General features: G+C 55.1%; 13 protein-coding genes. All 13 read left to right on the top strand.

What is annotated here, in order from left to right; genetic code table 11:
- Positions 1–22 precede the first annotated feature (22 nt).
- The 13 genes from ACX4JR_RS11915 to ACX4JR_RS11855 all read left to right on the top strand — a co-directional run bounded on the left by ACX4JR_RS11915 (position 23) and on the right by ACX4JR_RS11855 (position 13,437).
- A complete protein-coding gene (locus ACX4JR_RS11915) occupies positions 23–2,110 on the top strand; it encodes a VirD4-like conjugal transfer protein, CD1115 family (RefSeq protein ID WP_476058268.1) in 2,088 nt (695 codons plus the stop codon).
- Positions 2,111–2,151: 41 nt separating this feature from the next.
- Positions 2,152–2,655 carry a metal-dependent hydrolase gene (locus ACX4JR_RS11910; protein WP_476058267.1) on the top strand — a complete coding sequence of 168 codons (504 nt, stop codon included), beginning with the start codon at positions 2,152–2,154 and terminating at the stop codon, positions 2,653–2,655.
- A 140-nt stretch (positions 2,656–2,795) separates the two neighbouring features.
- Complete coding sequence (locus ACX4JR_RS11905; RefSeq protein ID WP_476058266.1) at positions 2,796–3,173, top strand: hypothetical protein; 378 nt, start codon at positions 2,796–2,798, stop codon at positions 3,171–3,173.
- A 105-nt stretch (positions 3,174–3,278) separates the two neighbouring features.
- On the top strand, positions 3,279–4,448 hold the full coding sequence (locus ACX4JR_RS11900) for an RNA-guided endonuclease InsQ/TnpB family protein (RefSeq protein ID WP_476058265.1): 1,170 nt from the start codon (positions 3,279–3,281) through the stop codon (positions 4,446–4,448).
- Between the two features lie 185 nt (positions 4,449–4,633).
- The gene (locus ACX4JR_RS11895; protein ID WP_476058264.1) at positions 4,634–4,978 is read left to right on the top strand and encodes a TrbC/VirB2 family protein; all 345 of its coding nucleotides are present in this window, start codon (positions 4,634–4,636) and stop codon (positions 4,976–4,978) included.
- Positions 4,979–4,993: 15 nt separating this feature from the next.
- On the top strand, positions 4,994–5,296 hold the full coding sequence (locus ACX4JR_RS11890) for a PrgI family mobile element protein (RefSeq protein WP_476058263.1): 303 nt from the start codon (positions 4,994–4,996) through the stop codon (positions 5,294–5,296).
- On the top strand, positions 5,289–6,026 hold the full coding sequence (locus tag ACX4JR_RS11885) for a hypothetical protein (RefSeq protein WP_476058262.1): 738 nt from the start codon (positions 5,289–5,291) through the stop codon (positions 6,024–6,026). The genes ACX4JR_RS11890 and ACX4JR_RS11885 overlap by 8 nt, the downstream gene beginning before the upstream one ends.
- The gene (locus tag ACX4JR_RS11880) at positions 6,016–7,863 is read left to right on the top strand and encodes a VirB4 family type IV secretion system protein (protein WP_476058261.1); all 1,848 of its coding nucleotides are present in this window, start codon (positions 6,016–6,018) and stop codon (positions 7,861–7,863) included. The genes ACX4JR_RS11885 and ACX4JR_RS11880 overlap by 11 nt, the downstream gene beginning before the upstream one ends.
- A gap of 139 nt (positions 7,864–8,002) precedes the next feature.
- On the top strand, positions 8,003–9,817 hold the full coding sequence (locus ACX4JR_RS11875) for a hypothetical protein (RefSeq protein ID WP_476058260.1): 1,815 nt from the start codon (positions 8,003–8,005) through the stop codon (positions 9,815–9,817).
- Between the two features lie 184 nt (positions 9,818–10,001).
- Complete coding sequence (locus tag ACX4JR_RS11870) at positions 10,002–11,534, top strand: M23 family metallopeptidase (RefSeq protein WP_476058259.1); 1,533 nt, start codon at positions 10,002–10,004, stop codon at positions 11,532–11,534.
- Positions 11,535–11,573: 39 nt separating this feature from the next.
- The gene (locus ACX4JR_RS11865) at positions 11,574–12,377 is read left to right on the top strand and encodes a 30S ribosomal protein S1 (RefSeq protein ID WP_476058258.1); all 804 of its coding nucleotides are present in this window, start codon (positions 11,574–11,576) and stop codon (positions 12,375–12,377) included.
- A gap of 12 nt (positions 12,378–12,389) precedes the next feature.
- A complete protein-coding gene (locus ACX4JR_RS11860; RefSeq protein WP_476058257.1) occupies positions 12,390–12,890 on the top strand; it encodes a hypothetical protein in 501 nt (166 codons plus the stop codon).
- Between the two features lie 322 nt (positions 12,891–13,212).
- Positions 13,213–13,437, top strand: coding sequence for a hypothetical protein (locus tag ACX4JR_RS11855; RefSeq protein ID WP_476058256.1), 225 nt, complete (start codon positions 13,213–13,215; stop codon positions 13,435–13,437).
- The last annotated feature ends 276 nt before the right edge of the window (positions 13,438–13,713 follow it).

Raw genomic sequence — 13,713 nt, 5'->3', positions numbered from 1 at the left:
GAAATGGAAAGGAGATCAAACATTGGTACCCAAAACAGAGACACTTAAACAGCCTAAAATATATATTTATCTTGCTGCTGTTCTGATATTTATCCCTATCGTACTGAAAACCCCGGTCCTGGCCCTGGTGGCCCTGCTGGCCGGAGCTTCCTGGTGGGCCGGGGGCCGAACTATACGCGGCCCCGTTCTTGTGCTGGCTCTGGCTCTGGCCGGAGGGTTTCTGGCCGGTTCCACGGTGCAGGCTGTGCAGTCAATACCTAAATTTAAAGACGGCAAACTGGTTAAGCCGAAGGTGCAGCAACTGGTGCCGGAATCCTGGTTGACAGCAAAGCCGCTTTCCAACCCAGCCAACCGGGCAGGCAGAATAGGTATGGCCGCAGGTGCCCTGGCGGGCCTGGTACTGGGCGGGATGCTGGGCAGGCGCGGGGTGAAGCATGATGAAAAACATGTTCACGGCCTGCGGGTAGCCGACCATGCCGGTAAGGGTACTTCCCGGTGGGCCGGGGACAGGGACATAGCCCACGTTTGTGAATTCGGGCCGCCCAGAGAAGGGTCATACGGTGGTGGTATAGTTCTGGGCAGACTTAACGACAGGATTGTACGGGCCATGCCGGGCAAGGGTAGGCCGCCGCTGCCCGGCCACGCTATGGTGGCTGCCGGCACGGGCGCCGGGAAATCCTATAGTTTCGGGATACCTAACATTATAGCTGCAGCGTGCGCCGGTGAGAGCATAGTAGTGACCGACCCGAAGGGCGAGCTGGCCTGCCTCTTGGTGCCCTGGCTGCGAAAGCTGGGCTATAAGGTTTATGTATTCAACCTGGCTTACCCGGAGTGGGGTGATCAGTGGAACCCTATACTGGAATGCCGGGACGACGAAGAGGTTTCGGCATTTGCCAGCGCAATAATAAACAATGCCGCAAAGGATTCCAGCGGGTATTTTGTTCTTAAAGAGATTCAATTGCTAAAAGCTCTGACATATCTACTAAAATACGATTTTCCTGTGGAACAGGCTCATTTACGCTCTGCCCTGTCTCTACTATCCTGGCCCCGGCAGGCGTTGGCCGCCCGGTTTGAGGAAGCATACCGTGCCGGGCGACTGCCGCAGACCGGGTATGAAAGCTGGCGGGGCGCAATGTCAGCCAACTTAGAAAATGCTGTTTCCGGGGTAGACGCGAAACTTGATGTAGTTCGGGCTGAAAGCGTGGCCCGGCTTCTGGCAGGGACGCCGGGGAGTATGATTGACCTGTCTGCAGTGGGCAGGGAGAAAGCGGCACTGTTCTGCGTGCTGCCGGTGAATTCCGGGCATCTCAAGCCAGTGCTGGCAACATTTTATTACTTCTTTTTCCGCCGCTTGTATGACCTGGCCGCTGAAAATGGCGGGAAATTACCTAACCCGACAAGGTTTATTTTGGACGAGTTTGCCAATATAGGGGTGATACCGGGTTTTGTGGAGATTATCTCTACGGCCCGGAGTCTGGGTATACAGGTGCAATTCATCTTGCAGGGTTTAAAACAATTGGTCGACAACTATGGGAGCGCCGAGGCCGAGATAATCCTGGCAAATTGCCCGGTACAAATGGCCCTGGGGGGCGATGATGCGGCAACTTCACGGTATTTTTCGAGCCGGCTGGGTGACGCGCCGGTGTGGACGGAGACTGAGAGACACGATACAACGGTACCGTGGCGAAAATATTTCCAACTCCCCAGGAAAACCGAGAGCATTTCCAAACGGGCATTGATGAAGGCGGAGGAAATTTCCCGGATGGAACCGTTGGACGCAATAGCGCTGATTCGCTGGTGTTTGCCGGTGTATCTCACGAAAGTGGGGTGGCCGGAGTTGCCGCAGGCTGAGGAAATAAAGGCTCTGGCGGTGGAAAGGCTGGCCGAAGTTGTACCAAAGAAAAAAATAAGGCTGTCCCTGCCGGAAATGCCGGAAGAAGAACCGGAGCAGCCGGAAGAAAGGAGGCGCGGCGGCAGGGACACCAAGAAAGATCAGGAACAGGACGTGGCTTCGCTGTTGGGAGTTGGGCAAAGGGAGACCGAAAGGCTGAGTGGTGAACAAAGGAAGGATGAACTGCTGGACGGCATTGCAGATGAGTTAGGATTGTAGTCCCGGCTTGGTGCCGGGTTTTGTTTTCTGGAGGTGATACAGTGACAGGGACGACTCACGCTGTAGCCGGAGCGGCCCTGGGGGCCCTGGCGGCCCAGGCTTTTGATGCCGCTCCTATCGGGGCTGCGGCCGGTGCCGTGGCGGCGCTTCTGCCTGACATAGACCATCCCGGCAGTTATGCCGGGAGGCTGGTCCGGCCAATTTCAGCGGCAATTGAAGAAAAGTATGGTCACCGGGACAGCCTGACGCATACCGTCTGGTTTGCTGTACTTGCGGGTATGGTTGCTGGTTTATTTATAGCCGTGGTGCTTGAAGGATATTACCCGGCCCTGGCCCTGGCCGGGGTGCTGGGAGGGCTGTCGCATATACTTCTCGATGCTCTTACGCCGTCCGGTGTCCGGCCTTTCAGATTGCCAAAAGAAAGGGGGTGGGACAGGAAGTTTAGCTGGAAAATAAGAACCGGTAAAAGCCCGGAAGAAAAGGCGCTGGCGTTGTTGTTTTTAGCTTGTGTGATGCTAATTCTGACAAAGGGAGTGGTTTTTTGAGCCGGTTGAGTTGGGAAATGATATGGAAGGATGGCAGATACCGTACTATAACCTGCCGTTGAGATTGGATGACTTTTATGACGCGGTAAGTTTTCGTCATCTCCAAAAGGCTCTACAGGGATTAGAAAGGGTGTGGTTGTTTGCGTATTTTATTGCTGTTACTGGCACTGTTCCTCCTGGTCCAGCCGGCCCTGGCCGCTGAAACAGGGCAGGGCGGGGGGATAGAGCCGGTGAATGTGGATGAGGTAGTTGGGAAAATAAATAGTTTGCTTGATAACCTGTACGATCTGGCGAAACCGGCAGTGGCAAAACTATCCAGGCTGTTGATTGCCTTTGCTGGAGTAATGGCCTTAATCGGGCTCTTTACCGGGATTAAGATACTTATGAAGGCAGTTTTTGCCGTTTTGGCGGTAGGGTTGGGCCTGTTTCTGTTTGATAATGCGGATACAATAGTGGGGCTGATTTACTATTTTTCAGATTGGTTTTTTAACTTTCCCGCCGGGAAGTCCCCGTCCTGAGCCTTCCTTGCTCGCGAAGCGAGGGCGAAGGGCGGGGATGAAAGGCGGGCCATGTTTTTCCAGGGAACTGTTGTTTTGTATTGGTGCCTCCTGTAAAATAAACTTATGAACTACCGCAGACAAGGTGAAACACCGATAATGTCAAACGATACGTCCAATCCCAAGGTAATCCGTAACTACAAATTCCGCATATACCCCAACAAAGAGCAGGAACGCAAACTCCTGCGCTGGCTGGAAACCTGCCGGCGGATATACAACACCGCCCTGGCCCAGCGTAAAGAAGCATGGGAGCAGGAAAAACGTTCCGTCACCCGTACAGAACAGCAGGTTTGGCTGAAAGAAGCCAAAAAGGATAACGACTACTTCAAAGAAGTCCACTCCCAGGTGGCTCAGGAAGTGCTGTTCCGGGTGGAAAGGGCTTTCGCCGGGTTCTTCCGCCGGGTAAAAAACGGAGAGGCCCCCGGCTATCCCAGGTTCAAGGGTAAAGGCCGGTATAAGTCCCTCATCTTCACCCAGTTCGGCGATGGCCTGGGCGCGTCTTTCCAGAACGGCAAGCTCAAACTCTCCAAGATCGGCCTGGTCAAGATAAAGCTGTACCGGGATATACCGGGTACTATCAAGACCGTAACCGTAAAGCGGGATACTACCGGCAAGTGGTTTGCCGTCCTTGCCGCGGAAACTGAACTTGACCAACCCGGAACGCACCACGGTACTGCCGCGGGCCTGGACGTGGGCCTGGAGAAATTCGCAACGCTGTCCGACGGCAGCACCATTGAAAATCCCAGGTATCTCAGGAGAACCGAGAAGCGGCTCAAGCACGCCCAACGGGCGCTCTCTCGAAAACAAAAGGGTTCCCGCAACCGGGAGAAGGCCAGGTTGAAGGTGGCTAAACTACATACTAAGGTTCGCAACCAGCGCAGGGATTTTTTGCACAAAGAATCCCGCAGGCTGGTCAACGTCTACAAGCTGATAGCGGTTGAGGATTTGGCCGTCAAGAACATGGTCAAGAACCACCACCTGGCGAAAAGCATTTCCGATGCGGGCTGGAGCGAGTTCCTTACCATGCTCTGCTACAAAGCGGAAGAGGCTGGCAGCAGGGTAGTCAAGGTAAACCCCTCCGGTACTTCGCAGGAATGCAGCCGGTGCGGGAAAACTGTATCGAAAGATTTGTCCGTCCGGGTGCACCGGTGCCCTCACTGCGGCCTGGTGCTCGACCGTGACGTGAACGCTGCCCGGAACATTCTAAAAGCAGCTTTGGCCTCGGAAGCGGCCTAAACAGCTTCCCTACCGTGGGAACCGCGGAAAGTTACGCCTGTGGAGCTGGGCCGGTAGGCTCACAATGAAGCAGGAAACCCACGAATTCGCTTCGCCCGGGAAGCCCCTTCCTGAGCGAAGCGAAGGGAGGGGTAGTTCACGTGACTAAGGTAATTTAGAAAAAAAGCAAAAGGAGGGTTTTTAATATGACCAAATTAAAAAACTATATAAATTTACTAGGAGGAACCTTACTGGTGTGGTTAACCAGCGCCCAGGCTGCCCTGGCGCAAAATATTAGCGACAAGACAGCAGAAGAAGTAAGCGGCAAGGTAATAGAGTTGGTATCCAGCCTGTTAAAGCCCTTCGGCGGGGCAGTTATTTTCATAGCGGTTGTTGTGGCGGCTTTCAAAATTATCGCCAGCGGTAACAAGCCGGAGGAGCGTGCCAGGGCGATCAGTGCCTTGCCGTATATTATAGGCGGCGGTGTCCTACTGGGCGGCGCGATGGTGGCAGCCGGGTTTATAATGGGCCTGTGGAACAAAGTGCAGTAAGGAGGTATTTTTTCTGTGCGTGCCTTTCCGGTACCGGTGCAGATAACGGATGAGGAACGACTCATAGGGGGTTTCCTATCCCTCCGGCAGCTGTTGTACATCATCCTGGGTGCGGCCCTGGGCGGGGCCGCCTTTCTTTTGACCTTTATCCCGCTGTTATTACGCCTGGTATTCTTTCTGGTGCTGGCAGCCGGAGGGATAGGATTTGCCTTTTTGAAAGTGCAGGAAATGAGGTTGGATTATTACCTGTATTTATATCTCAAATGGCGTGTCAATCCCCGGGAATTGTATTTGGAAGGGAGGAATCTCAGTGGCTGAACTGGTAATGTGGCTTTTTCTTATCCTTTCCGTCCTGGCCGGCGCTGCCATACCGGTGGCTCTAAAGTACCAGCAGAGACAGCAAAGAGGCGGCGAAAGCCGTGCCGGGCGGAAAGCCAAAAAAACCGAGATAAAGGACATATGGGAGGTAGACAATATAAAACAGGGCCTGGTTATCATGCCGGGCGGGCGCTACCGCATGATACTCCGCCTGGCGGCGGCTGACTTTTTTCTTTTAAGCGAGGCTGAGCAGAACCAGGTGGAGGATGCCCTGGCCGCGGTCCTCATGGGGCTCTCTTTCCCGGTGCAGTTCCTGACCACATCCCAGGCCGTGGATACCCGGCAGGCAGTGCGTGATGTAAGGGAAAACCTGTTTAGGCTCCACGAGGACGTAAAGAACTACGCCCGGGAGTACGCGGCCTACCTGGAGGGACTGACAAGCGAGCGCACGGCGGCGGCCAGGAGCGCCTACGCAGTTATACCATTTGCAACGGACAAAGGCCCAGATTACGCCCGGACGGAACTTCTGGCGCGGGCCGCTTCGCTGGCGGATGGCCTGCGCGGCTGCAAAATTCACTGTGAAGTTCTTGACACTCCGGCGGTGGTGGACCTGCTCCACCACATGCTGAACCGCGGCAGCGCCTGGCGTCCCAGCCAGGCCGACACCGCGGGGGTAATGGACGAATACCACGTTTCTGAAAGGCAGGTGCTCAGGCAAAGTGTTGGGTAAAATCAGAAAGAAGCTGGGGTCAGGCAGGCAGCAGGGTGCCGGTGACAGCGGAAACGGGAATGAGCCGAACATATTTGATCAAAACTCCCTGAACGTTAAGGATATGTTTACGCCCGACGGGCTGGAAAACTTAAAGGATCGGGTGCAATTGGGTGCTGACCGCTGGTGCAGAGTGTATGTGGTACATGCCCTGCCCAGGATGCTGCAGATCGGCTGGCTGGACGAGATATTCTACCGTGCCGGTGACGTGGATGTAAGCATTCACATGGAACCGGCTCCGGACCGGACCGTGATTAATTCTTTAATACGCAAAGAAACTCAGGTGCAAGCCCAATATGTATTAGATCAAAAAGCCGGTAACATCTCCCGCCTGCCGGAATTGGAGGCGGCCATAGCCGACTACCGGGCGCTCCGGGAAGCGGTGCAGCTCGGCAGGGACCGGCTTTTCTTTTTGGTTATTTTTATAGCGGTCCATGCGAATACCGAGGAAGAACTGCGCCACCGGTGCAGTTCTATTGAGGATGTTCTGGCCCGGAAAAACGTCCGCGCCCGGGCATTGATTCTCAGGCAGGAGGAAGGCTTGAAGTCGATTTTACCTGTTAGTAACAACAAGATTAATGACTTCTGGAAGAACCTTACTACCGGCGCGGCAGCCTGCTGCCTCCCGGCCTCCACGGCGGTGGTGGGTCACCCGTCGGGGATCCTGCTGGGATTCAATATTTCCACCGGCGCTCCCATCTTTGTGGACCGGTTTGCCGGCGAGCACATTGTGTCGAACCAGCATCTATTTATCTCAGGTGAACCTGGTTCCGGGAAGTCGGTTACAAGCAGGCTGATCGCCCTTCGGGAAGGCGCCATGGGCGTGAAAACCGTCTTCGTGGACCCGGAGGGTGAGTACGTGCGTCTGGCCCAGGATATGGGCGGCCATGCCATTCGGATAGTGCCCGGTACTTTTTCCGGGATTAACGTGCTGGATATAGAGCCTGCCGTCGAAGAAAACGAGTATGGCGAGAAGCGGGAAGTGGTCAACATCCAGGACAAAGTGGCGGAAGTGCAGTCCCTGGTAGGCGTGGTGGTACGGTACCACACCGGCCGGGGCCTGGGGGCGCGGGAGATTGCGGTGCTGGAGGAAGCCATTCGGGAAGAATATACTGAACGTGGAATAACTGCTGACCCGGAAAGCCTTTACGAAAATGGCGTCAAAAAAATGATGCCCACTCTTTCTACTTTGCACGAAAGGGTAAAACAAAGAAATGAAACCCTTGCCGATGTGCTGCGTCCCATGCTGGCAGACGGCAGCCTGGGCATGTTCGACGGCCAGACCACGCTGAAGCTGTCCGAAGCGCCCATGATTACATTTTCCTTGAAAAATATAAGCGTGGACTTTACGAAGTTTTTTGCCACGTATGTGGTACTCGGCTGGGTGTGGCAAAAATTTGCTCAAAAAGGAGGCCGGGCCGTAAAGAAAAGTGTCCTGGTGGATGAGGCATGGATGTTCATGCGCCATCCGGATGCGGCATACTACCTGGAAATACTGGCACGGCGGGGCAGGAAGCACGGGTGCGGCTTAATAGTGGCGACCCAGAGGTTTGAGGAATTCGCCTCCACCCAGGCCGGGTGTTCGACAATTGAATCTTGTGCCACGGTACTTACACTAAAGCAGGAAGAACATGCTATTGATGCAGTTATAGACTATTTCAAGCTGGCCGGCGGGTGCCGGGAGATACTCACCAGGGCCGAGCCGGGCATGGGTATACTTCGGCTGTCCGGCACTGTAACGGCGGTGCAGGTGACGCCGGCCCCGTTTGAGTGGCAGTATGTAGAGACAAATGTTTAGAGAGAGGGGTAATAGCAATTGGGAAAATCTTGTGGAATATCGCCCAGGCCCTTTACCTGGTCCACCGGCAGAAGAAAGAAGAATTCCGGAGGCAGAGACAGGCCAGGTAAGGCCCGGCATTTTTGAAAGGAGAGGTATCTTGAAAAAACTTACAGTACTTTTGCTATGCTTCTTTTTAACCTTCTCCGCCCTGGCGCCTGCATACGCCGACATAATCGGCGGGGACGAGGGCGTAAGGGAAAGTATCCGGCGGGTCATCGACAAAGACAGCGAGGAGCCGGTGGCGGATAAAGGAGGGCCCCTGGAACGAATCCTGGCCGCCATAGTGGAAGTGCCCTGCGTGGTGGTCCGGGGAATAGGCGGGGCCGCCGGCTTCCGAGAGTTGGACGAGTTGGTGTTCTCCGGGAACATGTGGGTAGATAGCGAAGTCCGGTTTATCCGGTACTGGTACCTGGCCCTGGCCGGGCTGGCTATACCTTTTTTCATAATCGTCATCATCGTAACAGCCTTCAAACTCGTGGCCGCCGGGGTGAACCCTGCCTCCCGGGCCGAAGCCGTAAACTCAATCTGGCGGTGGTTTGCGTCCCTGGGCATCGTCTTGATTGCACCTCTGTTCGTGGACGTGCTTTTACACGTTGTGGGAATCATGCTGGACGGTATCAAGGTCGCCTTTCAGGCCGTGGCAGGGGCAGCCGGGATAGACCGCGGCATTGATGATTGGAGCAGTGTAGGTTTTGCGGATGTGAACGTTGTCACCGGATCTGTGCTGGGGACGGCCTTTGTCAAGTTGGGTTTCACAATTATTTATATCTACTTCAACATTCTCTATCTAATCCGCAAGCTCGCCGTCTCGGTGATGCTCTGTTTTACTCCGGTCATGGCCGTAATGTGGGCCTTGAACAGAAACGTCAATGCAGCCGGTATCTGGTTGGGTGAAATCGTATCCAATGCATTCATGCCCGTAGCCCACGCCCTGGTCCTGTGCATGATTTTGGGTTTCTGTGACGTTAAGAACGTCACCGAGGGCGGAACGTGGGTGGCCGTGCTGGTGTTCCTCTACACCCTCATCCCGCTGGCTGAGGTTCTTCGCAACTCCATGCAGAACCTCTTCACCCGCATGTCCGGCATGCACGAGGAAGGCGTGGCCAGAAAACTCACTGCGGCAGCTTTCGGCCTGGGTGGCCTCGTCTCCCTGGGCCGGGTGGCGGGCGCCACCGCAGGCGGCCATGCCGTTTTTGGAGATGCCGGTATAACCGGTATGAGGAAGACCCTCGAGCCGGTGAAAACCAGCGGCGGGGGCTGGACGGGCGGCGTGCCGGGAGGGTATGCACCGGATATATTTGCTTCAGCTGGTGGCAGCGTTGACGGGAGCACTCAGATAGGTTTTCGCCCACCAGGCGAGGCTGAAACCGGCAGTACGGCATCTGTGAACATCAGCGGCAGCAGGCAGAGCGGTTTTCACTGGCCAGGCGAGGCCGGAACTGCCGGTCCTGCTCGAAGCACGCCCGGGTTTTCGGTACCGCCCAAGGCGATGCAATACGGTATGGCAGCCGCAAACGCTGCCGGGAAAGCCCTGGGCGCCATGACCCGGGTAACGGGCGGTGTAGTACCCGGTGGCGAGCGGCTGGCCGACGGCTTGGCCCGCGGCATCGAGGGAGGTGCGCGTGTCCTGGGCGCGGCAGGTGCAGCCTTCGGGCATGCCGTGCACCAGCGCATAACCGGCCAGGCGGACAGTATGGGGGAAGCCGTACGAAAAACCACCGGGGTTAAAGAAGATGGCATTAAAGGCACCATGAAGGCCGTGGGCAGGGCAGGAAATATTGCAATGCAGTCTGCCAGGGATGTAAAGGCCGGCATACAGCAATTAATGGCTTACCAATCCCAGCAATTCCTGGAAGAAAACCTGCAAAAACCTACAATCGGATTCCGCCAGCCGGGGAAAGGGTTGAATTGAAGTGCGTTATTCCAAGCAAATTGCTAAACAACTGGCTAAACAGGCCGTTTAAAAAGGGATTAAGCTTGCCGGAAAGGCCCTGGCCGGAGCGCTGGGGCCTTTACTAATTCCTATCCTGACTGCCTGTCTCCTGGTCATCCTATTCCTGGCGGGAGTTTACGGGGCGATGCCGGTGGGTGGATATTTGTCTGGTGTCGAGACTTCACCGGAAGATGAAGAAATAAGGCGCGAGCTGGTAGAGGTAACCAGCAGGCAGAACGTGGCTGATTATTACATCGTGCCCGGCGAAACACCCGGCGAGGGCATGACCTGGTATGAGGAAGGCGGTGGAAATAAGGTTAACGGGCTGTACGATGAAGAAACTGGAGAAGTACGCTGGATGGATGACCACGGGAGGGATGCCCGGCTGGCTAACCGGTGGAGCGATGTGTATGCTGTGCTATTTTACGATGCGGCACAGAAGAACCTCTCTGAGTTTCCGGTTGAACAAATAGAGCCGGTCGCCAGGGATCTGCGCCCGTATTTTTATGTAAAAGAATCCAAAATCATACGCCGCCGTTGCCATGAAAATGAAGAAGGAGAAAAAGTATGTGATACCGACACGGATACGGTTTACCTGCTTGTGGAAGCCAAAACTGTCCGCGGCTGGTACCAGTACCGGTACGAGTGGGTAAAAGAAGAAGGACCGGAGGAAGGCGAGTGGACAAAGTATGAGCGGCTTAAAAAGGTTATAACCATCGAACCGAAATGGAAGTGGTTGGAAGATTATTTGGTTCACTTCTACAGGTTGGAAGAAAAAGAAAGAGTCCTGACCCGGATACTGGTTACCAATGCATCCGAAGCTTTTTCGGAGCAGAAAGAGTGGTTTGACTGGCTAATGGATGATTACGGTTCTGCGGCATGGGCTTCCCGGGCCATGATACCTGCCGACCTGTTGAACTTCTTCAAGGAGGCGGAGAAAAGGTACGGCATACCCTGGTGGTTTTTGGCCGCAGTGGCTTATAAGGAATCTACTTTTAACCCGCACGCCGAGAACCAGGAGACCGGCTGTTACGGCCTGATGCAGGTAAGCCCGGACAACTGGGAGGCTTATGCTCCCGGGCTGGGTTATGACGTGAAGGCCGACCGGGATAACCCGGAGGCGCAAATTATGGTGGGAGCTTATATGCTTGCCCGCCAGGGTTTAGGTGATGTGGACTGGGAAGGCGAGAGCTGGAAAGAGGACACCCTGGACGCCTTAACATTCTACGGCGGCTTCCGGGGGCCAGCGGCCAGGGAGCGTTGCCGGGAGCAATATGCGGGCGATATATGGGAGGCCGCGGAGCGCTTCCGGGACGTAAAGGCCGGCTGGCCGGTGCAGGGAGAAATAACATCACCCTTCGGGTGGCGCATACACCCCATTTTGCGCACTAAGAAGTTTCATAACGGTGTAGACATTGCGGCTCCCGAGGGTACGCCGGTGGCTTCGGTGTCAGCCGGGATAGCTGAAACAGGCTACAACAGCGCGGCAGGGAATTACGTCCGGGTGGTTGACGGAGTTTATGTTTATGTTTACTGCCACCTGTCCTCTATCGCTGTCTCGGACGGCCAGGAAGTACAGCCGGGCGATGTAATTGGCGCCGTGGGGAGCACAGGGCGATCTAACGGGCCACATCTGCATTTTGGTGTTAAGCAGATTGGCGGGACGTGGATTAACCCGCTGGGTATTTTGCCATAGGGAAAAAAAGAAAGATTAAGCGAAAGGAGCTGGTACCGCATGATTTTCCGTCCAGAAGGCTTCGAGATAACTGCAGACCGGTGGGAGCAGTTGCACGATGCTTACGAGCGCGGGTACCCGGTAGAAGGCAGGGTAGTTAGGGTAACATGGGAGGACGACCGCCCGGTGTGGGAACTGGACATGGGAGAAGGTATTAAGGGCCTGGTGCCTTCCAGTGAAACGGGCCTGGGCGAAAACGGCCTTATGAAGCGTTTCGTAGGCCAGAGAGTGTTTGTCAAGGTAAAGGGATTCGATAAAGAGAACCGTATTGTGGCCCTGTCCCGGCGGGAGGCCATAGCTGACGCCGAGGAAAGATTTTTTGCCGAAGCAAAGGAAGGTATGAAGATACCGGTTGTGGTAAAAGCCATCCTGTCTAGAGACAATGAGAAGGGAGAGCGCCTGCTGGTGGACGTGGGTGGCGGCGTAACGGTGGAAGTTCCCAGGAAACAGGCTACCCGCAGCCTGGTGGCCCGGCTGGGCGAGTTATACCAGCCGGGGATGGCCGCCGAAGCTACAGTGCTGCAGGTGGATAAACAGACCCGTACCATCCGCGTTTCCCTGCTGGATGACGGCGACCCGTGGGATAGCTTTGACGCAAAGCGCGGTGACTTCCTGGCCGGCAGGGTGGTGGGCATCCGGGGGGATGTGGTGCTCCTGGAAGTTAAGCCCGGTATTACCGGGATTGCCAACCTGCCTTTGCGCGGCAGGCTCCGGAGGGGTGACATTGTGCCGGTTACTGTAAATACTTTCAACCGGGAAGAAAAGAAGCTGCGCCTGCGCATACGAGGCGGCAAGCTGGCGTAGGGCGGTGTTAATATGCCGGTTCTGATAGATGACCCGAAGGAGCAGGGAATTATAAACGACCGGCGGGTTTACGACGTCCTCTGTTTCCTTGAAAAGTGCGCCGGCGCACCGGAAGGCGCGCTGGCGCTGCTCTTTCCGTACTACCGCCGGGCGCTCCGGGTGCTTCGCGGCGCCGGGTTCGCCCGCCGGGCGTGGAAGGTGGGCAGCCGTGAGGCGTTCTGGAATCCGCACGGATTTCCCCCGCCGACCGATACTACTTATGAGGCACGATGTGCCCTGGGTTGGCTGGCGGCCCGGCTGGTGGAAGCAGGCGCGGACCTGGAAGGCAGGGACGCGGTGTTCCCGAACGGGAAAAGGCTCCCGGTGTATACCGTGCCGCCGGCGCCCGGTGGGAAGCAGGGCCTGGCTGTGGTGCTGGATGGGAATACTGAACAGGTACCGGAAGGCTGGTATTTTGTAGAAATGTCGAGATTGTGGGAGGAAACTTTGCGAGGTTGCCTGCAAAAAGCCTGAACGTGGTTTTTTGCAGGCTGGGTACATATTGTGCGGCAAGCGTGTTTTTGGTACCATATATACAGGGTTTTTGCTACCGTTTTTCCGGCCACGAGCCGTTTCCCGTTTAGTGACGGGCTGACTGTTTTTACTACCACTCCGGTGGGAGTGGGAATTGTACAGGGTTATTCCTGTACTGCCGGTGGCGGGGGTTTTCCCCGTATGCGACCGGCCGTCTCTCTTGGGACGAAAAAATCAAGAGCATATTTGGTATAAATTTGTAAGCTAAGCACAGAGGCATTCTGTGCTTTTTGTATTTTCTTGGAAAGGAGAGTCTAAAAGCATGACAACGGGAGCCGCCATGTGGTATCATAACCCTGGGGTGGTTTACGTGTCGGCCAGGGTGGATAAGTTGCTCAAGGAAATTGAATGTTTATCGGAAGACGAAGTAAAAGAACTAATAGCCAGGACGATTGATAAGTTTGAACTTTTAGGCTGGTTGAAAGTTGCAGAATCAGCTTTCTCCGATTGGGACAACGAAGAGGATGCTGCCTATGACAACTTATAGGATCGCCGCAGGAAGACTCCTCTTCTTATTTTCACTTAATTATTCAAGAGTTTGTCGGCAGATTAGGTAAAACGGAAGAATACAAAGAGATTCTCAACAGGACGATCCATATTTTGAAACAAGGTAAAAATTAAGCTGAAAGGCTTGTAACGGGCAAGCTAAAACGGTCACCGCGGAAGTTTAAGTTAAACTCTCGTGAAGTGGCCGTTTTTTGTTTTTTTAAAGCGGCCTGCGGGCCGTAAACTAAACTCTTGCGAAAGGAGGGAGGTTTACGGC

The organism is Desulfofundulus sp. JL263-se (assembly GCF_056316025.1).
This window is presented reverse-complemented; position numbering and strand designations above follow the sequence as displayed.

Excerpts from the sequence above, each read along its gene's own strand:
- ACX4JR_RS11900 (WP_476058265.1), top strand. The coding sequence starts at position 3,279 with ATGAACTACCGCAGACAAGGTGAAACACCGATAATGTCAAACGATACG.
- ACX4JR_RS11895 (WP_476058264.1), top strand. The coding sequence starts at position 4,634 with ATGACCAAATTAAAAAACTATATAAATTTACTAGGAGGAACCTTACTG.
- ACX4JR_RS11865 (WP_476058258.1), top strand. The coding sequence starts at position 11,574 with ATGATTTTCCGTCCAGAAGGCTTCGAGATAACTGCAGACCGGTGGGAG.
- ACX4JR_RS11860 (WP_476058257.1), top strand. The coding sequence starts at position 12,390 with ATGCCGGTTCTGATAGATGACCCGAAGGAGCAGGGAATTATAAACGAC.
- ACX4JR_RS11855 (WP_476058256.1), top strand. The coding sequence starts at position 13,213 with ATGACAACGGGAGCCGCCATGTGGTATCATAACCCTGGGGTGGTTTAC.